Below are 20,128 nucleotides of genomic sequence, written 5' to 3'. Positions count from 1 at the left end.
GTCGGGGGTGGCGTCGCTCATCGTTGCTCTTCCGATCGGGTGAAGTCTTCGCGCCGCGCGCGGGCGGCGGAACGGGCTCCAGCCTATGACCCCCGTGCACACGGGTGGGGACCGGCCCGGGTCGCTGCTATGCTGGTGTCCGACCGGCTGGTCACTAGCGTGCCCGGCCCACAAGTGGAGGCTCCCTCCCACCTCGCCGACCCAGGGTCGGCAGGTCTCCGGTCAGGTGGTGCCCATCGTTCCGTACGGATGATGGAGCCGCCCGAAAGATACGCCCCGCGGTCCGCCGTGGCGGTGTTCCGGTTTTTGGAGCCCCGCCTGTGTCCCGTCCGGGGCATTTTTCATGTGCCGGCGCGGTTGGTCTTACGAAAAGACGTTACGTGGCTGTCCGCCAGGCGGCCGCGTGGTGCTACCGAGGAGGATCCATCAGCGCCGAGCCCCGCATCAACGACCGGATTCGCGTCCCCGAGGTGCGACTTGTCGGTCCCAGCGGCGAGCAGGTCGGCATCGTGCCGCTTGCGAAGGCCCTGGAGCTCGCCCAGGAGTACGACCTCGACCTCGTCGAGGTGGCGGCTAACGCCCGTCCTCCGGTGTGCAAGCTCATGGACTACGGGAAGTTCAAGTACGAGTCGGCCATGAAGGCCCGTGAGGCGCGCAAGAACCAGGCGCACACGGTCATCAAGGAGATGAAGCTCCGGCCGAAGATCGACCCGCACGACTACGACACCAAAAAGGGTCACGTCGTCCGGTTCCTCAAGCAGGGCGACAAGGTCAAGATCACGATCATGTTCCGTGGTCGCGAGCAGTCCCGGCCGGAGCTCGGCTACCGACTGCTGCAGCGTCTCGCGGAAGACGTCCAGGAGCTCGGTTTCGTCGAGTCGAACCCGAAGCAGGACGGCCGCAACATGATCATGGTCCTCGGTCCGCACAAGAAGAAGACCGAGGCGATGGCCGAAGCCCGCGAGGCGCAGGCCGCTCGCAAGGCGGAGCGCCAGGGCGTTCCCGCCGAGCAGGAGCAGTCCGCCGAGGAGCCCGCAGAGGCGTGATCCACGGGCTTCGCGGCCCACGGATCACTCCGGGGCCCAGCCCCGGACAGCAACCGAACACAGCTGACGCTCCAGTCCGCCCTCCCCGGGCGTGACAGGGCGCCACCGACGAGGAGATACGGCGCGATGCCGAAGAACAAGACGCACTCCGGTGCCAGCAAGCGCTTCAAGATCACTGGCTCCGGCAAGGTCATGCGCGAGCGCGCCGGCAAGCGCCACCTGCTCGAGCACAAGTCGTCCAAGCTGACGCGTCGCCTCACCGGCAACGCCGAGATGGCCCCGGGCGACGCCAAGAAGATCAAGAAGCTTCTCGGCAAGTGACGCTCCGCACCCCGTGACCACGGGGTGCGCGTCGGAACCGGGACCCAATCGATTTCGGGCCGTGTGAGAACCCCGCGGCCCCGCTACAAGGAGTTAACAAGTGGCACGCGTCAAGCGCGCAGTCAACGCGCACAAGAAGCGCCGGGCGATCCTCGAGGCCGCCAGCGGCTACCGTGGTCAGCGCTCCCGCCTGTACCGCAAGGCCAAGGAGCAGGTCACCCACTCGCTGGTCTACAACTACAACGACCGCAAGAAGCGCAAGGGCGACTTCCGTCAGCTGTGGATCCAGCGCATCAACGCCGCTGCCCGCCAGAACGGCATGACCTACAACCGCCTCATCCAGGGTCTGAAGGCCGCCAACATCGAGGTGGACCGCAAGATCCTGGCCGAGCTGGCCGTCAACGACATGAACGCGTTCGCCGCGCTCGTCGAGGTCGCCCAGAAGGCGCTGCCGGCCGACGTGAACGCGCCGAAGGCCGCCGCCTGATTCGGTGCCGCAAGGCACTGAGCCGTAAGGCACCGACCGGACCCGCAGGCCTTCTGGCCTGCGGGTCCGCTCGCGTCCGGCCCCGTTCGGCGGGGCCGGCCCCGTACCACCCGCAACCGAAAGTGAGCCCATGGCGGCCCCCGAGCTGACGTCCCTGCGATCGCCCCGAGTCATCGCGGCCCGCCGTCTCGCCAAGCGCAGCTTCCGCGGCAAGGAACGCCGCTTCCTCGCGGAGGGCCCGCAGTCCGTCCGCGAGGCGGTCGAGCACCTCGTCGAGGTGTATGTGACGCCGGAGGCCGCGGAGCGCCACGCCGACATCACCGCCGCCGCCCTGGACGCCGGGGTGCCCGTGCTGACCGCGACGGACGAGGTCATCGCGGCCATGTCGGAGACCGTCACCCCGCAGGGCATCGTCGGCCTGTGCCGCTTCCTCGACCGCCCCTTCGAGGAGATCCTCGCCGCCCGGCCGCGCCTGGTGGCCGTCCTCGCGCACGTGCGCGACCCCGGGAACGCCGGTACGGTCCTGCGCTGCGCCGACGCCGCGGGCGCCGACGCCGTCGTGCTCACCGACGCCTCGGTGGACCTCTACAACCCCAAGGCCGTCCGCGCCTCCGTCGGCTCCCTCTTCCACCTGCCGGTCGCCGTGGGCGTCCCCGTCGAGCAGGTGGTGTCCGGCCTCAAGGGCGCCGGCGCGCGCATCCTGGCCGCCGACGGCGCGGGCGACCGCGACCTGGACGCCGAGCTCGACCGGGGCACCATGGGCGGCCCCACCGCCTGGGTCTTCGGCAACGAGGCCTGGGGCCTGCCGGAGGAGACCCGCGCGCTCGCCGACGCCGTCGTGCGGGTGCCGATCCACGGAAAGGCCGAGAGCCTGAACCTCGCGACGGCCGCCGCGGTGTGCCTCTACGCGTCCGCCCGTGCGCAGCGCGCACCCGGAGGGTGCCGCTCCGTGACCTTCAGCTAGTAGGGTTGCCCCCCGGGGGATTCGGGAGGGGGTGCGGGTGATGAACGTCAGGACTTCCGGGAGTGTGGCCGACGCCTGTCCGGCCGCGGTGCACGGATCCCACGGGGCGCAGGCCGGGGCCGCCGCGCCCGCGCCCGGCGCTCTCGGCCTCGACCCCGACGACCTCCCCGACGGCCTGGTGGTCGCCGACGAGAACGGCCGGGTCACCTGCTTCAACGCGGCGGCCGCCCGGATCACGGCGGTCGCCCCCCACGAGGCCATGGGCAGGCCGCTGGAGGCCGCCCTGCCCCTGGAGGACCTGGAGGGCCGCCGCTGGTGGGCCCTCACCGACCCCTACGGCGGCCTCGCCACCCGGATCGGGCAGCCCGAGCGCAATCTGCTGCTGCCGGGCGGCCGTGAGGTGCTGGTCTCCGCGCGCTATGTGCGCGCGCACCGGAGCGGGCCCGTCCAGCGGCTCGTCGTCCAGCTGCGCGGCACCGACGCGCGCCGCCGCACCGAGCGCAGCCACGCCGAGCTGATCGCCACCGTCGCGCACGAGCTGCGCTCCCCGCTGACCTCCGTCAAGGGCTTCACGGCGACCCTGCTCGCCAAGTGGGAGCGGTTCACGGACGACCAGAAGCGGCTGATGCTGGAGACCGTCGACGCCGACGCCGACCGCGTCACCCGGCTGATCGCCGAGCTGCTCGACATCTCCCGGATCGACTCCGGGCGGCTGGAGGTGCGCCGCCAGCCCGTGGACATCGTGGCCGCCATCCGGCGCCATGTGCAGGCGCACACCACGGCGGGCCAGCGCCCCGACCGCTTCCTGATCCGGGTCGTCGAGCCGCTGCCCGAGCTCTGGGCCGACCCCGACAAGGTCGACCAGGTGCTGGGCAACCTGCTGGAAAACGCCGTGCGCCACGGCGAGGGGACCGTCACCATAGAGGTGTCACCGGCGCTGACCAAGGCCCGGGCGGAAGGTACGGCGGTCACCGTGAGCGATGAGGGGCCCGGCATCCCGGAGGAGTCGATGGGCCGCGTCTTCACCCGCTTCTGGCGGGGCAGCAAGCGCGGCGGCACCGGTCTCGGCCTCTATATCGTCAAGGGCATCGTCGAGGCCCACGGCGGCACGATCACCGTCGACCGGGCCCCGCGCGGCGGCGCCCGGTTCCGCTTTACGCTGCCCGTGTGCGCGCCCGCCTTCCTCTCACAGGGCTGACAGCGCGGCCCACGGGCCCACCCCGCCGCACGCGCCCTTTAGACTCGACCTTTGGCACCTTTGGCACGACCTTGGCACGACCTTGGCGCCAACACAGTCGGGCAAAGCCGCGCAGCGACGCCAGAGCCAGACGCCAGAGCCAACCGGAAGCACGGGAAGAGATGTCCGCACCCAATAAGTCGTACGACCCTGTCGAGGTCGAGGCACTGAAACCGGAAGAGATCGAGCGCATGCGGGACGAGGCGCTCGCCGCCTTCGCCGCCGCAGGCGACCTCGAGGCCCTCCACGAGGCGAAGATCGCCCACACCGGCCCCGCCTCGCCGCTGTCCCTCGCCAACCGCGAGATCGGCGCCCTGCCCCCGCAGGCCAAGGCCGAGGCCGGCAAGCGCGTGGGCATGGCCCGCGGTGCCGTGAACAAGGCCCTCGCCGCCCGCCAGACCGAGCTGGAGGCCGAGCGCGACGCCCGGGTGCTGGTCGAGGAGGCGGTGGACGTCACCCTGCCGTACGACCGCGTCCCGGCCGGCGCCCGGCACCCGCTGACCACGCTCTCCGAGCGCATCGAGGACGTCTTCGTCGCGATGGGCTACGAGGTCGCCGAGGGCCCCGAGGTCGAGGCGGAGTGGTTCAACTTCGACGCCCTGAACATCGCCAAGGACCACCCGGCCCGCGCGATGCAGGACACCCTCTTCGTCCAGGGTCCGCAGAAGCAGGCCGAGTCCGAGGTCGTGCTGCGCACGCACACCTCGCCCGTGCAGGTCCGCACCATGCTGGACCGCGAGCCGCCCATCTACGTGATCTGCCCGGGCCGCGTCTACCGCATGGACGAGCTGGACGCGACCCACACGCCCGTCTTCACCCAGGTCGAGCTCCTCGCCATCGACGAGGGCCTGACCATGGCCGACCTCAAGGGCACCATCGAGCACATGGTGCGCTCCCTGTTCGGCGAGGGCCTGACGACCCGGCTGCGCCCCAACTACTTCCCGTTCACCGAGCCGTCGGCCGAGCTGGACATGCAGTGCTACGTGTGCCGTGGCGCCTCGGCGGGCGACCCCGAGCACCCCTGCCGCACCTGCTCCAGCGAGGGCTGGATCGAGCTGGGCGGCTGCGGCATGGTCAACCCGCGGGTGCTGATCGCGGCGGGCATCGACCCGGAGAAGTACAGCGGTTTCGCGTTCGGCTTCGGCATCGAGCGACTGCTGATGTTCCGCCACAACGTCGAGGACATGCGAGACATGGTCGAGGGTGACGTCCGCTTCACCCGGCCGTTCGGGATGGAGATCTGATGCGCGCCCCGCTTTCCTGGCTGCGGGAATACGTCGACCTGCCGGCCGGTGAGACCGGTCGCGACGTGCAGGCCAAGCTCATCGCCGCGGGCCTTGAGGTCGAGCGCGTCGAGCAGCTCGGCGGCGACCTCACCGGCCCCCTGGTCGTCGGCAAGGTGCTGACCATCGAGGAGCTGGAGGGCTTCCGCAAGCCGATCCGCTTCTGCACCGTCGATGTCGGTCAGGCCAACGGCACCGGCGAGCCGCAGGAGATCGTCTGCGGCGCCCGCAACTTCTCCGTCGGCGACAAGGTCGTCGTCGTGCTGCCCGGTGCCGTCCTGCCCGGCGACTTCGCCATCGCCGCCCGCAAGACCTACGGCAGGGTCTCGCACGGCATGATCTGCTCCGGCGAGGAGCTGGGCATGGGCGACGACGGCACGCACGGCATCATCGTGCTGCCGCAGGAGTACGAGCCCGGCACCGACGCCATCGAGCTGCTCCAGCTCGTCGACGAGGTCCTCGACATCGCGGTCACCCCCGACCGCGGCTACTGCCTGTCGATGCGCGGCATCGCCCGCGAGGCGGCCATCGCCTACGGCCTGCCGCTGCGCGACCCGGCCCTGCTGGACGTCCCGGCGCCCAACGCCCAGGGCTACCCCGTGCAGATCGGCGACCCGGCCGGCTGCAGCCGCTTCACCGCGCGCACGGTCACCGGCATCGACACCGAGGCCCGCTCGCCGATCTGGCTGCAGCGCCGCCTGCAGAAGGCCGGCATGCGCCCGGTCTCGCTGACGGTCGACATCACCAACTACGTGATGCTCGAGCTCGGCCAGCCGCTGCACGCCTACGACCGCTCCCGCCTGGACGGCCCGATCGGCGTGCGCCGCGCGGAGCCCGGTGAGAAGCTCACCACGCTCGACGGCACCAAGCGCGTCCTCGACGCCGAGGACCTGGTCGTCACCGACAACCGCGGCCCCATCGGCCTGGCCGGTGTGATGGGCGGCGCCGACACCGAGATCGCGGACCACGGCGCGGCCCAGGGCTCGACCGAGGTCGTCGTCGAGGCGGCCCACTTCGACCCGGTGCCGGTCGCCCGTACCGCCCGCCGTCACAAGCTGACCTCCGAGGCGTCCAAGCGCTTCGAGCGCGGCGTCGACCCGCAGGCCGCCTCCGCGGCGGCCCAGCGCACCGTCGACCTGCTGGTGCTGCTGGCGGGTGGCACGGCCGAGGCGGGCGTCACGGAGATCAGCGCGCCCGGCGCGCCCCACACCATCACCATCCGTGCCGACCACCCGGACCGCGTCGCCGGTGTCGCCTACGGCCGGGAGACCGTCGTCCGCCGCCTCCAGGAGGTCGGCTGCGACGTCTACGGGCAGGACGAGCTGATCGTCACCGTCCCCAGCTGGCGGCCCGACCTCACCGACCCGAACGACCTGGCCGAAGAGGTCATCCGGCTCGAGGGCTACGAGAACCTGCCCTCGACGCTGCCGCAGCCGCCCGCGGGCCGCGGTCTGACCGCGCGTCAGCGCCTGCACCGCCGTGTGGGCCGGGCGCTGGCCGGCGCCGGTTACGTCGAGGCCCTCAACTACCCCTTCATCGGGGAAGCGGCCCTCGACCACCTGGGCCTGGAGGCCGACGACCCGCGCCGCAGCGTGGTGCGCCTGGCCAACCCGCTCTCCGACACCGAGCCCGCCCTGCGCACCACCATGCTGCCGGGGCTGTTCGCCGCCCTGCGCCGCAACGAGGGCCGCGGCGAGCGCGACCTGGCGCTCTTCGAGACGGGTCTGGTCTTCCTGCCCACGGGCAACGAGACCACCCCGGCCCGGCTGCCGATCGACCGCCGCCCGACCGACGAGGAGATCGCCTCGCTCAACGCCGCGCTGCCCCGGCAGCCGCGCCGTGCGGCGGTCGTCCTGGCCGGTGCCCGCGAGCAGGCCGGCTGGTGGGGCAAGGGCCGCCCGGCCGACTGGGCGGACGCCGTCGAGGCGGGCCGTACGGTCGCGCGCGAGGCCGGTGCCGAGCTGATCGTCCGCCAGGACCAGGCGGCGCCGTTCCACCCGGGCCGCTGCGCCGCGCTGTTCGTCCGCGTCGGCGGGCAGGAGGTGCGCGTCGGCGGTGCCGGTGAGCTGCACCCGCGCGTCACCAAGGCGTTCGGCCTGCCGGAGCGCACCTGCGCCATGGAGATCGAGCTCGACCTCCTGGAGCGGGCCGGTACCGTCGTCGAGGCCCCGCACGTGTCCTCCTTCCCGGTGGCCACCCAGGACGTCGCCCTGGTCGTCGACTCCTCCGTCGCCGCCTCCGACGTCGAGGCCGCGCTGCGCGCGGGCGCGGGCGAGCTCCTGGAGTCGCTGCGCCTGTTCGACGTCTTCACCGGCGAGCAGCTCGGCGAGGGCAGGAAGTCGCTGGCGTACGCGCTGCGCTTCCGCGCCGCCGACCGCACCCTGACCGCCGACGAGGCGAGCGCCGCGCGTGACGCGGCCGTCGCCGCCGCCGTCGAGCGCACGGGGGCGGTGCTTCGCGGGGCGTGATGCCCCGGTGTGCCCGGCCGGCTCTGTATCAGCCGGGCGCACGGTGAAACCGCAGGACAGCCGAGGGGCGCACCCGGGAAACCGGGTGCGCCCCTCGTACATGCCGTCGTTCCGGCGTGTCCGAATATCACTCAATAGGGTGGAATCGGGAGTCTGGATAGCGACCCAGCGGCCAACACTCGCGAGAATCGAGCGCGTCATTGCTGCTAGGGAGCCGAGGCCATGATCCGGACTGGGGCGATGAGCTGGCAGCGGGGGGTCGTGCTCGTGCTCCCCGGGGTGTGGGTCCTGGGAGTCGTCGCATGGATGCTTTTCGCCCCGCACGGCACCCAGGCCATCCAGCTGCTCGCCGCTACACCCGCCATCGCCTGCGCGGGCACCGGCCGCCGCCAGTGCCTCGTACTCGCGAGCGTCTGTGCCGTGTTCGCACTCGCCCCCCTCGGCCCGGCCGGCCGGGTGGACACCGGCATCCGGCTGGGCACCTGCTGCGCCATCCTCGCCGTCGCCGCGGCCGGCTATCCCATCACCCACCGCCGCCGCAGGCTCGTCCGCGACCTGGCGCGCGCCCGCGAGATCGCCGACGCGGCGCAGCGCGTGGTGCTGCGCCCCATGCCGCCCAGCGTCGACGGGATGGCGCTCGCGAGCGGCCACCTGTCCGCCAGCGAGGGCACCCTCATCGGCGGCGACCTCTACGAGGTCCTGGCCACCTCGCACGGTGTCCGCATCGTCATGGGCGACGTGCGCGGGCACGGCTTCTCCGCGATCGCCACCGTCGCCGCCGTGCTCGGCAGCTTCCGCGAGGCCGCGCACGACGAGGCGGGCCTCGCCGATGTGCTGCGCAAACTGGAACGCGCCCTCCACCGGCACCTGGGGGAGCGGGCCGACGCCCGGCCGCCCGGGGAGGAGTCCGGGGAGGAATTCGTCACCGTCCTCCTGCTGGAGGTCCACTCCGACGGCGTCGTCACGGCTCTCAACTGCGGTCACCCCTGGCCGTACCACATCTCCCGCGCCACCGGCCGCCGCCACGCGCGGGCCGCCGCCGTGGCGGACGGCGACCCGATGCCGCCCCTCGGGCTCTTTCCCCTGCCCGCCGAGCTGCCCGTCGCCCGGATCACTCGGCTGCGCCCCGGCGAGGCTCTCGTCCTGCACACGGACGGGGCCGAGGACGCCCGGGACGCGACGGGCGCCTTCTTCCCGCTCGCCCGCGCCCTCACCGAGGCCGCCGTGCACAGCCCGCTGCTCGTGCCCGCCGCCGTGGTCGAGTACGTCCGGACCGCCCTGCTGCGCCACACCGGTGGACGGCTCTCCGACGACATCGCCCTCCTGGCGCTGCGCAACGACCGGCAGCGCGCCCCCGCCCCGCCGTCCCTCGCCCGTCTGGCCCGCACCGGCGGGCCGCGCAGTGCAGGAGCCACCCCGTGAGCGACGCGACCGATTCCCCGACAGCGCCGCAGGGCGCCGTGCCCAGCACCATCCCGGCCCGGATCGACCGGCTGCCGTGGTCCCCTTTCCACACCCGGATGGTCGCGGCGCTCGGCATCGCCTGGATCCTGGACGGCCTGGAGATCACCGTCGCCGGTGCCGTGGCCGCCGTCCTCACCCGGAGCGACACCCTCGGCCTGACCTCCGCCGAGGCCGGGCTGACCGCCACGGTCTACCTCGTCGGGCAGGTGGCCGGAGCGCTCTTCTTCGGCCGTCTCGCGGACCGCCTCGGCAGGCGCAGGCTCTTCCTGCTCACCTTCGGCGTCTACCTCTTCGGCAGCGGGCTGACCGCGCTGACCCTCGGCCAGGGCACCGGCTGGTACGCCTTCCTCTGCTTCACCCGCTTCCTCGCGGGCACCGGCATCGGCGGCGAGTACTCCGCCATCAACTCCGCCATCCAGGAGATGGTGCCCGCCCGCCACCGCGGCCGCGTCGACCTCCTCGTCAACGGCACCTACTGGGCGGGCGCGATCCTCGGCACCGTCGCGGAGCTGTGGCTGCTGGCCGCCTTCCCCGACCATGTCGCCTGGCGCCTCGGCTTCCTCCTCGGCCCGCTGCTCGGCCTCGCCGTCTTCCTGATTCGTCGTCAGCTGCCCGAGAGTCCCCGCTGGCTCGCCATGCACGGCAGGCAGCGGGAGGCGGAGGAGGCCATCGCCCATATCGAGCGCGAGGTGACGCGCACCGGCCGCGTCCTCGACCCCGTCGACGAGAGCCGGGCCATCCTCCTCAAGGAATCGCCCGAGGCCGGGTACGCCACCCTGCTGCGGCTGCTCTTCCGCCGTTACCCCGGCCGTTCCGTGCTCGGCTCCACGCTGCTCGTCACCCAGTCCTTCCTCTACAACGCGATCTTCTTCACCTACACCCTCGTCCTCACCAAGTACTACGGCGTCCACGAGAACCGCGCCCCGCTCTACCTCGTGGCCTTCGCCGCCGGGAATCTGCTGGGGCCGGTCGTGCTCGGGCCGCTCTTCGACACCGTCGGCCGCCGCCGCATGATCAGCGGCACCTATCTCTTCTCCGGCTGCGCCCTGGCCGTCACCGCCGCGTTCTTCCAGGCCGGATGGCTGACCGCGGTCAGCCAGACCGTCGCCTGGTGCGTCATCTTCTTCTTCGCCTCGGCGGGCGCCTCCGCCGGATATCTGACGGTCGGTGAGATCTTCCCGCTGGAGGTGCGGGGGCAGGCGATCGCCGTCTTCTTCGCCCTCGCCCAGTGCGTCGGCGCCTGCGGCCCGTACCTCTACGGCAGGCTGATCGGCGACGGCGGCGACCGCACCACGCTCTTCCTCGGCTATCTGCTGGGCGCCACGGTCATGGTGGCGGGCGGCCTCACCGAGCTCTTCCTCGGCGTCGACGCCGAGGGGCGGCCCCTGGAGGAGATCGCCACCCCGCTGTCCGCCGCGGCACCCCCGCCCCACGCGGAGCCGCAGGGGTGGCCGGAAACCACCGTCGACCCCAACTCCCGGAAGGGGCCTTCCGTTTGACGCCCCGTGACGTCCGGTTCACACCCCGTGCGAAGCGATCTCCTCTACGCTGATCCCACCGAGCACCTCCGGAGGGGCAGGATGGAGCCCAACACACTCCTTGACGCCATCCTCGACGAAGCGGGGATCTCCCACGCGGGCCTGGCCGCCCACGTCAACGCGGCGGGCCGGGCCCGGGGTCTGGCGCTGCGCTACGAGCACACCGCCGTCGCCCGCTGGCTGCGCGGCCAGCGACCGCGCGGCCAGGTGCCGGACCTCATCTGCGAGGTGCTCGGCGAACGGCTGCACCGCGCGCTCACCCTGGACGACATCGGCCTCGGCACCCCGGGCAGCCCTCGGCTGCCCAACACCCCGCTCTCCGGCTTCGTGGAGCGCGCCACGGCCCTGTGGCGCTCCGACGAACAGCAGCGGGAGCACGTCGTCAGCGCCCCCGCCGTGACCGGGACGCCCGCCGTCATCCCGGTCTGGGAGTGGGAGAACCCGCCCGAGGACGCCGATGTCTCCCGGCGCGGCCTCACCCGCGTCTCCATGGGCGACATCGAGATGCTCCGCGCGGCCCGCACGCACTACGAGCAGATGTACCGCAAGGCGGGCGGCGTCGCGACCCGCGCCCGCGTCGTCGGCTTCCTCAACGCCGAGACGGCACCCCTGCTGCGCGGCAGCTACACCGACGAGACGGGCCGCCACCTGCACCGCGCCACCGGGGGCCTGGTCGCCGTCGCCGGGATCTGCGCCTACGACTCCGACGCGCACGGCCTCGCCCAGCGCTACTTCCACCAGGCACTGCGCCTGGCCAAGGCCAGCGGCGACCGCGGCCTCGGCGCGTACGTCATCGCCCTCCTCGTCAACCAGTCGCTCTTCATGCGGGAGTACCGGCAGGCGGTCGCCTTCGCCGAGTCGGCCCTGCGGGCGGCCGGGCCGGAGCTCACCCCGGCTCTCGCCGCCGACCTGTACGCGATGCAGGCCAAGGCGTACGCCCGGCTCGGCGACGGCATGGGGGCGCTGGCCTGCATCCGCCGGGCCGAGAGCGCGGCGGAGCGCATCCACCGGGGCCAGGAGCCCGCGGAGACCGGCTATGTCCAGCCGGGCCTGGTGAACGTACAGGTGGCGGAGGCGCTGCTGAGTCTCGGCGATCTCGGACCCGCCCGTGAGCACGCGGACCGGGCCGTCGACACCCCCGCCCACGACCGGGGCCGTGTCCACCGGCTCGCCATGCTCACGCATATCGAGCTGCGTCAAGGGGACGCGGACAAGGCGGTGGCCACCGCACGGGAGATGACCGAGCAGGCGAGAGGCATGGAATCGCAGCGCTTACGGGATCGGCTCCGGGCGGTGCGCGAGCACCTGATCGAGAGTGGGTGCGCGGCCACAGCCGAGGCCGCCGAGATGATCGACGGGGCGCTGCGCGTGCCCTTGTGAGGACAACGCCCGGGGAGGTGGCCACCTCGGCGGAAGGTGGCAACACGTGCGTTGGAAGAATCTCAAGGAACGGACCGTCTACTCGAACCGGTGGTTCCGGGTCAATCTCGCGGACGTCCAGCTCCCCGACGGCCGGCACCTCGACCACTTCCTCATCCGGCTGCGGCCCGTCGCCGCGGCCACGGTGGTCAACGAGGCCAATGAGGTCCTGCTGCTGTGGCGGCACCGGTTCATCACCGACAACTGGGGCTGGGAACTGGCCGCGGGCGTCGTCGAGGACGGCGAGGACGTCGCCTTCGCGGCCGCCCGGGAGATGGAGGAGGAGACCGGGTGGCGGCCCGGGGCCATGCGCCACCTGATGTCGGTGGAGCCGTCCAACGGCCTCTCCGACGCCCGTCACCACATCTACTGGTCGGACGAGGCCGAGTACATCGGCGAGCCGGAGGACGGCTTCGAGTCGGACCGCCGCGAGTGGGTGCCGCTCAAGCTGGTGCCCGACCTGATCGCCCGCGGTGAGGTGCCCGCCGCCAACATGGCGGCCGCGCTGCTGCTGCTCCATCACATCCGGCTCGGCTGAGCCCCGCCATGGCGCGCCGGGGGACGCGTCCCGTGCTCACCGGCTGCTCACCGCCTGCCAGATGGCGAGCACCAGGGCGGCGATGCCGGTGAGCGCGGTGATGGACGGCAGGGGCCACGAGCCGTGTTCCAGGGCCCGTACCCGCTCGCACATCTCGGTGAGCTCGTGCTCCGTCTGTTCGCTGCGCTGGACGAGGAGGGCGATCTCGCCGTCGATGCGGACGACGCCGACATCGAGATTGCGCCGGAGGTCCGCGAGCTCTGCCGCCTTGACGACGCGCTCGGGATGGCTGGTCACGGTCCGTGCTCCTTCCGCGGGAAGCTGTCTGTACCAACGGAAGCGAGTCAACCGCCTGGAAGGGCGCGGCGGGAGCGTGTGCGGGGCGGATGTGCGGGTCACCGTCGCACACCCCGTGCGAACACGGGTGTGCGACGGTGACGCGGGGTGACCGGCACACGGGGGCAGCACCGGTCACCCGGGAAAACGGCCGGATGTCCGGCGCGCGATCCCGCTGCTCCTATGGTAACCGTGCGCGAGAGAATGACTACAGGGGGAGAAGGGGAATTGGCTCGAACATCACTGCGGATCAGTAGGTGTAGAAGCCGGAGCCCGTCTTGCGGCCGAGGCGGCCGGCGTCGACCATGCGCTGGAGCAGCGGGGGAGCGGCGTACAGCGGCTCCTTGAACTCCTCGTACATGCTGTCCGCCACCGACGCGACGGTGTCGAGGCCGATGAGGTCGGAGAGCTTGAGCGGGCCCATGGGGTGGGCGCAGCCGAGCTCCATGCCGTTGTCGATGTCCTCGCGGCTGGCGATGCCCGACTCGAACATCCGGATGGCGGAGAGCAGATACGGGATCAGCAGGGCGTTGACCACGAAGCCGGAACGGTCCTGCGCCCGGATCGCGTGCTTGCCGAGCACGGTGCTGACGAGCGACTCGGCGCGCTTGATCGTCTCTTCGCCGGTGGTGAGCGCCGGGATCAGCTCGACGAGCTGCTGCACCGGGGCGGGGTTGAAGAAGTGGATGCCGATGACCTGGTCGGGGCGGGAGGTCGCCACGGCCAGCTTCACCAGCGGGATGGAGGAGGTGTTGGAGGCCAGGATCGCGTCCGGGCGGGTGACGACCTGGTCCAGGATCTGGAAGATCTCGGTCTTCACCTGCTCGTTCTCGACGACGGCCTCGATGACCAGGTCGCGGTCGGCGAACTCCCCCAGGTCGGTGGTGAAGCTCAGGCGGGCGAGCGTGGCGTCGCGCTCCGCCTCGGTGATCTTGCCGCGTTCCGCGGCCTTGCCGAGGGAGTTGGTGAGCCGGGTGCGGCCCAGCTCCAGGGCTTCGCCGGTGGTCTCCGCGACCTTGACGTCCAGGCCGGAACGGGCACACACCTCGGCGATGCCCGCACCCATCTGGCCGCAGCCCACTACTCCGACGCGTGCGATGTCGGTCGTCACATCGTGCCTTTCGCTGATCTCGGTCGTCCGGCAGGGGCCGTACCCGGCACCGGATCACGGTGCCGGGGAACCCCCGGTCCCCGCCTCCTTCCAGACGTTACTCCGCGACAGGAGGTGCCGATGGGGCCGGGGCGGGCATGCTCTGGCCGTATGGTGTGACCGATCCGACAAGGAGTGGCCCGCATATGGGGCGTATGAGCCGAAGAGGGTTCACCGTGGCGGCTGCTGGGGTGATGTCCGCGATGCTGGCGACCGGCGAGGCGGGCGCGCTCGGCCCCGGCGACACGGGCGATCCCCGATGGAGGCGCGAGTTCCGCGGCATGTGGATCGCCACCGTGGTCAATGTCGACTGGCCCTCCGTGCCGGGGCTCGACCCCGGCCGGCAGCGCGCGGAACTGCTCACGCTCCTCGACACCGCCGTGGAGCGCCGCCTCAACGCCGTGCTCCTCCAGCTGAGACCCACGGCCGACGCCTTCTGGCCCTCGCCGTACGAGCCCTGGTCCGAGTACCTGACGGGCACTCAAGGACGCAGCCCCGGCTGGGATCCGCTCGCCTTCGCGGTGCGCGAGGCCCACCGCCGCCGCCTCGAACTGCACGGCTGGTTCAACCCCTACCGCGTCGCCAACCACACCGATCCCGGCAGGCTCGTCCCCACCCATCCGGCACGAGTGCACCCCGAGTGGGTCGTCCCGTACGGCGGGAAGCTCTACTACAACCCCGGCCTGCCCGAGGTGCGGCGCTTCGTGCAGGACGCGATGCTCGACCCCGTCGCCCGCTACGACCTGGACGGCGTGCACTTCGACGACTACTTCTACCCCTACCCGGTGGCCGGGGAGCGCTTCGACGACGACGCGGCGTACGAGCGCTACGGCGCGGACTTCCCCGACCGGGCCGCGTGGCGGCGTGACAACATCGACCGGCTGGTGCGGGAGACGGGGGAGCGCGTCAAGCGGCGCAAGCGGCATGTGCGCTTCGGGATCAGCCCTTTCGCCGTGTGGCGCAACCGCACCACCGACCCCCGGGGCTCGGACACCCGCGCCGGGGTGCAGACCTACGACGACCTCGGCGCCGACACACGCAAGTGGGTGCGCGAGGGGTGGATCGACTACATCGTCCCGCAGGTCTACTGGCACATCGGCTTCCCGGCCGCCGACTACGCGACGCTGGTGCCCTGGTGGGCGCGGACCGTACAGGGCACCGGCGTGCACCTCTACGTGGGCGAGGCGCTCTACCGGGCCGGCGACCCCACGCAGCCCGCGCCCTGGCAGGACCCGGCGGAGCTCTCCCGGCACGTGGCCCTGTGCCGGACGCACCCCGAGGTCCGGGGCAACGTCTACTTCTCGGCCACGCAGGTGGTCACCGACCGGATCGGGGCCCTGGCGCGTGTGGTCCACGACCACTACCCCCGCCGGGTGCGCCCGCCGAGGTGACCGCGCCGGGCCTCACGCACGACACCACCCCGGACCTGACGCCCCTGGCGCGGGGCGCGGCCCTGTTCAGCGGCGTCTCACGTCACATCGCTGGCCCTGCGGTGGTCCACGACGCTGTCGGGCCCCGGCGACATGATCGTCTCGTGACCCTTGTCGTCGCGGACGCGGTACGGCGGGTTGCCTTTCGGGCCCAGCACCTCGACGATCTCCACGGTGTGGTCCTGCTGTCCGACGACACGTCCGTGCACGACCAACCGGTCACCCTTGCTCGCATGCATCGGCAGTGATCCTTCCGATCGAGGTTCGACTAGAGGTCCAACTCGTGCGCTCGGGTGCGGCCAATTCTACGGCGAACAGGGGCGACTGGCCCGCTCTCGGGAGCGTTCGGGCGAGCGGGCGCGGCAGGGCGCCGTGGCGTCCCGCTCACCCGCGCGTGCGCTGGGTCACCACGATGCAGACCAGCACCGCGACCGCGGCCAGCGGCGTCGCGGGCGACAGGTGCTCGCCGAGCAGGGACACGGACCACACCAGCGTGAGCAGCGGCTGCGCGAGCTGGACCTGGCTCGCCCGCGCCACCCCGATCGCGGCCATGCCCCGGTACCAGACCAGCAGCCCCAGGAACTGCGACCCCACGGCCAGCCACAGCAGACCGGCGACGGCGTGGCCGGTGATCCGTACGGGCTCGGCCCACAGCGCCACCGCCGCGCCCGCCGCGGCCACGGGCAGGCACAGGACGAGCGCCCAGCCGATCACCTGCCGGCCCGGCATCTCGCGCGCCAGCCCGCCGCCCTCCGCGTACCCCGCCGCGCACACCAGCAGGGCGGCGAAGAGGTACAGGTCACCGAGGGTCGGCGCGCCGCCGCTCTGCTGGAGGGCGAAGCCGATGACCACGGCGGCACCGGCCAGGGCCGCGGCCCAGAAGGCGCGCGAGTGCCGGGTCCGGTGCCGTACCGCCGCGTACGCGGCCGTCGTCAGCGGCAGCAGGCCCACGACGACCGCGGCGTGCGAGGTCGTGGAGGTGCGCAGGGCGAGCGTCGTGAGCAGCGGGAAGCCGACGACGGTGCCCCCGGCCACCGCGAACAGCGCGGGCCACTGACGGCGCGCGGGCAGCGGCGCGCGCCGCGCCAGCAGCAGGCCGCCCGCGACGAGCGCGGCCAGCACCACCCGGCACGTGGTGACGGACCAGGGGCCGAGCCCTTCCAGGGCCCACGCGGTCGCGGGGAACGTCAGGGAGAACGCGGCGACGCCGAGGACGGCGAGCACGGTGCCCTCGGCCGCGGCGGGGGTGCCGCCGGTGGTCGCGGCCGCGACCGTCGGGCCGCTCACCGCTATCGCGGTCGAGGAAGTAGCGCTATCTTGTGCTTTCATGCACGAGCGTAGCAGTGTCGCGGAATTGGGGGCCATCCTGCGGGGTGAGCTGGACCGCTACTCACCAGGAGAGAAGCTGCCGTCCAGCCGGTCCCTCGTCGAGCGCTTCCGGGTCAGCCCCGTCACCGTCTCGCGGGCCCTCGGCGTCCTCGCCGCAGAAGGGCTCGTCGTGACCCGCCCCGGCGCGGGCGCCTTCCGCGCCGAGCCGCACGCCGCGCCCGCCCGCGCCGGGGACACGTCCTGGCAGCAGGTCGCCCTCAGCGCCGAGCCCGCGGGGGACGCGGTGCCCCGCACCGTGGACGCCACCGCGGTGGTCGCCACCCTCGCCGAACCCCCGCCCGGCGTCATCGAGCTCAGCGGCGGCTACCTCCACCCCACGCTCCAGCCCGAGCGCGCCCTCGCCGCCGCCCTCGCCAGGGCGGGCCGCCGCCCCGGCGCCTGGGGCCGCCCGCCGCTCGACGGCGTCACCGAGCTGCGCGCCTGGTTCGCGCGCGAGATCGGCGGCCCGGCGGGCACGGTCGCCGCCTCCGACGTCCTGATCACCGCGGGCGGCCAGAGCGCGCTCACCGCCGTCCTGCGCGCCCTCGCGCCGCCCGGCGCGCCCGTTCTCGTCGAATCCCCCACCTACCCCGGAATGATCGCCGCGGCACGCGCCTCCGGACTGCGGCTCGTGCCCGTGCCCACGGACGCCCGGGGCGTGCGCACGGACCTGCTCGCCGAGGCGTTCCGCGCCAGCGGGGCCCGCCTCTTCGTCTGCCAGCCGCTCTTCCAGAACCCCACCGGGGCCGTGCTCTCCGACGAACGGCGGCGCGAAGTCGTCCGGATCGCCCGCGAGGCGGGCGCGTTCGTCGTCGAGGACGACTTCGCCCGGCGTCTCGCCCACGAGGACGCCCCGCCACTGCCGCCGACGCTCGCCGCGGACGACCCCGACGGCATCGTCGTCCACGTCTGCTCGCTGACCAAGGCGACCTCGCCGAGCCTGCGCGTCGGCGCCCTCGCCGCGCGAGGGCCGGTCCTGGAACGGCTGCGCGCCATCCAGATCGTCGACAGCTTCTTCGTGCCCCGCCCGCTCCAGGAGGCCGCGCTCGAACTCGTCGGCTCGCCCGCCTGGGCACGCCACCAGCGCACGGTCGCCGCCGAACTGCGCACCCGGCGCGAGGCGCTGCTCACCGCCGTGCGGCGGGAACTCCCCGCACTGGAAACCGACTTCGTGCCACCCGGCGGCTTCACCGTCTGGCTGCGCCTGCCGGACGGCACGGACGAGACGGCCCTGGCCGCGGCGGCCTTCCGGGAGGGGGTGGCGGTCGCCCCGGGCCGTCCCTACTACGCGGCGGAACCGGCCGCACCGCACGTGCGGCTGAGCTTCGCGGCGGCAGCGGGGACGGCCGAACTGGCGGAAGGGGTGAGCCGGTTGGCGACGGCGCTGCTCTGAGACGGGGCTCAGTGGCCCTGGAGGCGCTCCAGCTCGCGGCGGTCGCGCTTCGTGGGACGGCCCGTGCCGCGGTCGCGGACGGCGACCGGCGCGACATGCTCGCGCGGCGGCGGGGGCGGGCTGTTGTCCACGTAGCACTCCGCCGCGACGGGCGCGCCGACCCGCTTCTTGATGACCTTGGAGACGACGACGATCCGCTCGTGCCCGGCCAGCCGCACCCGCACCTCGTCACCGGTGCGCACGGCCTGCGCGGGCTTGACACGCTCGCCGTTGACCCGGACGTGACCCGCGCGGCAGGCGGTGGCGGCCTGGGACCGCGTCTTCGTGAGCCGTACGGACCAGATCCAGCTGTCGATCCGTACGGTCCCGCTCTCGTCGTCTGAAGCCATGCGTCGACTCTAGCCGCGGGCATGCCGAAGGGCGGCACCCGTGGTGGGTGCCGCCCTTGGTGGCGGTGGGGTTCGGCTGTGGGTCAGTACGCGGAGTTGACGTTGTCCATGGAGCCGTAGGTCTTGGCGGCGTAGTTGCAGGAGGCGACGATGTTGGCGACCGGGTCGTAGATGTTCCAGGACGTGCCGTCGACGTGGTAGGCCTTGAAGGTCGGGTCGATGATCTGCAGGAGGCCCTTGGAGGGGATGCCCGCGGCGGCGTTGACGTCCCAGTCGTTGATGGCGTTGGGGTTGCCGGTGGACTCGCGCATGATGTTGCGCTTGATGCCGTCGTAGGAGCCGGGGATGTTGTTGGCGGCCATGACGTCCAGGGCCTCGTTGATCCAGCCGTCCAGGTCGTTGCTGTAGGCCTTCTTCGCCGGAGCGGCCGGAGCCTGCTTGACCGGCTTGCGCTCCTCGGAACGGCTCGCGGTCTGCGCGGCGCGGTCCTTGTCGGCCTTGGCCTTGGCGGCGTCGGCCTTCGCCTGCTCGGCAGCCTTGGTGGCGGTGCCGGTGAGCTGCTCCTGGCCCTTGTCCTGGCCGGCGGCGTGGGCGGTCCAGGCGACGGGCTTGACGTCGATGGCCTGGGCGGCGGAGGCCTGGCCGGGGATCGCGGCGAGCGCGACGGCGGCGGCACCCGCGGCGGTCAGGCCGGCGGCGGAGATCTTGTGGAGCTTGGTCAGGCGGGGATAGTGACCGGTGGAGCGCATCTGTACTGAACCTCTTCCCATCGCGTGTGTCGCAGTGGCCCGGATCGGCGCGTAAGGAAAGCGCCGCGTCCTGTTCCGACGGCGCCGTGCGACTCGGCAATTGTTAGCGGCGGGGAAAACGCCTGGCAATGATGTGACGTACGACGACCGGTCGTAGAGCGGGGGTACCGCGAGGCGCACCGAAGTGTCCGTTTTGCCCCTGTGGGGGGTACTAGGGAGCGTCGTACGTGACGCAGCTCCTATGCCCGGGCTCACACCGCGGGGTGCTCCTCGTCACGGTGCGCGAGTGATCGTGCGCGGGTCCGGGGCTGCCCTGGACCCCGTGGTGCCCACCGGGTTGCCTCTTGGGCTGCGTCTTGCGGCCGCGGCCCCGGTGGGGGCTTGTCGCGCAGTTCCCCGCGCCCCTAAAAGCCGCCCACGAGCTCGGTGTGCTGGGCTCGTCCGGCGGGTGCGGGCCGGTGGGGACTTCTCGCGCCGTTCCCCGCGCCCCTGACGGGGCGCGCTGCTCCGCCCAGCGCCGTGGCGGGACACGGCGACCGGGATAGCCA

The 20,128-nt window shown here is 72.6% G+C and carries 19 protein-coding genes; 13 read left to right on the top strand and 6 right to left on the bottom strand.

What is annotated here, in order from left to right; genetic code table 11:
- Positions 1-380: 380 nt before the first annotated feature.
- From infC to K6I34_RS10570, 11 genes are all read left to right on the top strand, one after another.
- Positions 381-1,046 carry a translation initiation factor IF-3 gene (infC, locus tag K6I34_RS10620; protein WP_229324610.1) on the top strand — a complete coding sequence of 222 codons (666 nt, stop codon included), beginning with the start codon at positions 381-383 and terminating at the stop codon, positions 1,044-1,046.
- A gap of 126 nt (positions 1,047-1,172) precedes the next feature.
- Entirely contained in the window at positions 1,173-1,367 is a 195-nt protein-coding gene (rpmI, locus tag K6I34_RS10615) for a 50S ribosomal protein L35 (RefSeq protein WP_071964711.1), read from the top strand.
- Positions 1,368-1,467: 100 nt separating this feature from the next.
- Positions 1,468-1,854, top strand: a complete 387-nt coding sequence (rplT, locus tag K6I34_RS10610; protein WP_071964710.1) for a 50S ribosomal protein L20 — start codon at positions 1,468-1,470, stop codon at positions 1,852-1,854.
- A 130-nt stretch (positions 1,855-1,984) separates the two neighbouring features.
- Entirely contained in the window at positions 1,985-2,818 is an 834-nt protein-coding gene (locus K6I34_RS10605; RefSeq protein ID WP_229324609.1) for an RNA methyltransferase, read from the top strand.
- A gap of 40 nt (positions 2,819-2,858) precedes the next feature.
- Entirely contained in the window at positions 2,859-4,016 is a 1,158-nt protein-coding gene (locus K6I34_RS10600; protein WP_229324608.1) for a sensor histidine kinase KdpD, read from the top strand.
- Positions 4,017-4,177: 161 nt separating this feature from the next.
- The gene (gene pheS / locus K6I34_RS10595; protein ID WP_229324607.1) at positions 4,178-5,299 is read left to right on the top strand and encodes a phenylalanine--tRNA ligase subunit alpha; all 1,122 of its coding nucleotides are present in this window, start codon (positions 4,178-4,180) and stop codon (positions 5,297-5,299) included.
- A complete protein-coding gene (pheT, locus tag K6I34_RS10590; RefSeq protein ID WP_229324606.1) occupies positions 5,299-7,806 on the top strand; it encodes a phenylalanine--tRNA ligase subunit beta in 2,508 nt (835 codons plus the stop codon). The genes pheS and pheT overlap by 1 nt, the downstream gene beginning before the upstream one ends.
- Before the next feature lie 222 nt (positions 7,807-8,028).
- Entirely contained in the window at positions 8,029-9,228 is a 1,200-nt protein-coding gene (locus K6I34_RS10585; RefSeq protein WP_229324604.1) for a PP2C family protein-serine/threonine phosphatase, read from the top strand.
- Positions 9,225-10,769: an MFS transporter gene (locus K6I34_RS10580; RefSeq protein WP_229324602.1), complete on the top strand. Its 1,545-nt coding sequence runs from the start codon at positions 9,225-9,227 to the stop codon at positions 10,767-10,769. The genes K6I34_RS10585 and K6I34_RS10580 overlap by 4 nt, the downstream gene beginning before the upstream one ends.
- An 81-nt stretch (positions 10,770-10,850) precedes the next feature.
- Complete coding sequence (locus K6I34_RS10575; RefSeq protein ID WP_229324600.1) at positions 10,851-12,188, top strand: lipopolysaccharide assembly protein LapB; 1,338 nt, start codon at positions 10,851-10,853, stop codon at positions 12,186-12,188.
- Positions 12,189-12,234: 46 nt separating this feature from the next.
- Positions 12,235-12,765 carry an NUDIX hydrolase gene (locus tag K6I34_RS10570; protein ID WP_229324598.1) on the top strand — a complete coding sequence of 177 codons (531 nt, stop codon included), beginning with the start codon at positions 12,235-12,237 and terminating at the stop codon, positions 12,763-12,765.
- 36 nt (positions 12,766-12,801) lie between these two features.
- Here K6I34_RS10570 and K6I34_RS10565 read toward each other — a convergent pair whose 3' ends face one another.
- Both K6I34_RS10565 and K6I34_RS10560 read right to left on the bottom strand, forming a co-directional pair.
- The gene (locus K6I34_RS10565) at positions 12,802-13,062 is read right to left on the bottom strand and encodes a hypothetical protein (protein WP_229324597.1); all 261 of its coding nucleotides are present in this window, start codon (positions 13,060-13,062) and stop codon (positions 12,802-12,804) included.
- A 289-nt stretch (positions 13,063-13,351) separates the two neighbouring features.
- Complete coding sequence (locus K6I34_RS10560; protein ID WP_229324595.1) at positions 13,352-14,212, bottom strand: 3-hydroxybutyryl-CoA dehydrogenase; 861 nt, start codon at positions 14,210-14,212, stop codon at positions 13,352-13,354.
- Between the two features lie 185 nt (positions 14,213-14,397).
- Between K6I34_RS10560 and K6I34_RS10555 the strand changes: the two genes are divergently transcribed.
- Positions 14,398-15,642 carry a glycoside hydrolase family 10 protein gene (locus K6I34_RS10555; protein ID WP_229324594.1) on the top strand — a complete coding sequence of 415 codons (1,245 nt, stop codon included), beginning with the start codon at positions 14,398-14,400 and terminating at the stop codon, positions 15,640-15,642.
- Between the two features lie 77 nt (positions 15,643-15,719).
- Here the strand turns inward: K6I34_RS10555 and K6I34_RS10550 are convergent, their stop codons facing one another.
- Complete coding sequence (locus K6I34_RS10550; protein ID WP_229324592.1) at positions 15,720-15,920, bottom strand: DUF1918 domain-containing protein; 201 nt, start codon at positions 15,918-15,920, stop codon at positions 15,720-15,722.
- A 145-nt stretch (positions 15,921-16,065) separates the two neighbouring features.
- Positions 16,066-17,010, bottom strand: coding sequence for a DMT family transporter (locus K6I34_RS10545; protein WP_229324590.1), 945 nt, complete (start codon positions 17,008-17,010; stop codon positions 16,066-16,068).
- Here K6I34_RS10545 and K6I34_RS10540 point away from each other — a divergent pair.
- A complete protein-coding gene (locus K6I34_RS10540; protein ID WP_229324588.1) occupies positions 17,009-18,442 on the top strand; it encodes a PLP-dependent aminotransferase family protein in 1,434 nt (477 codons plus the stop codon). The two genes, K6I34_RS10545 and K6I34_RS10540, sit on opposite strands and share 2 nt — an antisense overlap.
- Before the next feature lie 8 nt (positions 18,443-18,450).
- Here K6I34_RS10540 and K6I34_RS10535 read toward each other — a convergent pair whose 3' ends face one another.
- Both K6I34_RS10535 and K6I34_RS10530 read right to left on the bottom strand, forming a co-directional pair.
- Positions 18,451-18,831 carry an RNA-binding S4 domain-containing protein gene (locus K6I34_RS10535; RefSeq protein ID WP_229324586.1) on the bottom strand — a complete coding sequence of 127 codons (381 nt, stop codon included), beginning with the start codon at positions 18,829-18,831 and terminating at the stop codon, positions 18,451-18,453.
- A gap of 83 nt (positions 18,832-18,914) precedes the next feature.
- Entirely contained in the window at positions 18,915-19,580 is a 666-nt protein-coding gene (locus K6I34_RS10530) for a transglycosylase SLT domain-containing protein (RefSeq protein WP_229324584.1), read from the bottom strand.
- Positions 19,581-20,128: the final 548 nt, after the last annotated feature.

The organism is Streptomyces sp. UNOC14_S4, assembly GCF_020740835.1.
GTDB lineage: Bacteria > Actinomycetota > Actinomycetes > Streptomycetales > Streptomycetaceae > Streptomyces.
This window is presented reverse-complemented; position numbering and strand designations above follow the sequence as displayed.